This is a genomic window from Gulosibacter sediminis (assembly GCF_030011715.1).
Classification (GTDB): domain Bacteria; phylum Actinomycetota; class Actinomycetes; order Actinomycetales; family Microbacteriaceae; genus Gulosibacter; species Gulosibacter sediminis.
Map to the genome: position 1 here is coordinate 1 of NZ_JASCYH010000091.1, position 604 is coordinate 604.

Sequence of the window (604 nt, forward strand, 5' to 3'; positions counted from 1 at the left end):
TGCTACGCCGGCTGCACGCGGAAGACCCCGAGGGCGGGTATCGGGTGCTCGCCGACGACCTCGCCGACCTCGGCTACCAGCTTTCCGAACGCCGCGTGTGGCGGCTGTGCCGGGTCGCGGGGATCCGCTCGACGATCACAACCCGCAAACGCCGTTACAAGAAGGCTGGCCCGCCCGTGCACGACGATCTCGTGCAGCGCGACTTCACCGCCGAGGGCCCGAACCAGCTGTGGCTGACAGACATCACCGAGCACTGGACCGGTGAGGGCAAGCTGTACCTCTGCGCGATCAAGGACGTCCACTCCAACCGGATCGTCGGGTACGCGATCGACTCCAGGATGAAGGCGCGGCTCGCGGTGAAGGCGCTGGAGATGGCGGTCGCGCACCGAGGGAACCCGACCGACGTGATCGTCCACTCGGACCGAGGCAGTCAATTCCGATCCCGCCGCTTCGTCAAGGCGCTCAAGCGTCACGGCCTGCGCGGATCGATGGGCCGCGTCGGGGCGTGCGGGGACAATGCGGCGATGGAGAGCTTCTTCTCGCTGCTGCAGAAGAACGTTCTCGACCGGCACCCGTGGGGCACCCGACACGAGCTCCGCCTCGC

General features: G+C 67.9%; 1 protein-coding gene. It reads left to right on the forward strand.

Features of this window, described 5'->3' with window-relative positions; translation table 11 throughout:
- A partial coding sequence (locus tag QM019_RS12680) for an IS3 family transposase (RefSeq protein WP_282853305.1) occupies positions 1–604 on the forward strand: 604 nt, incomplete at both ends.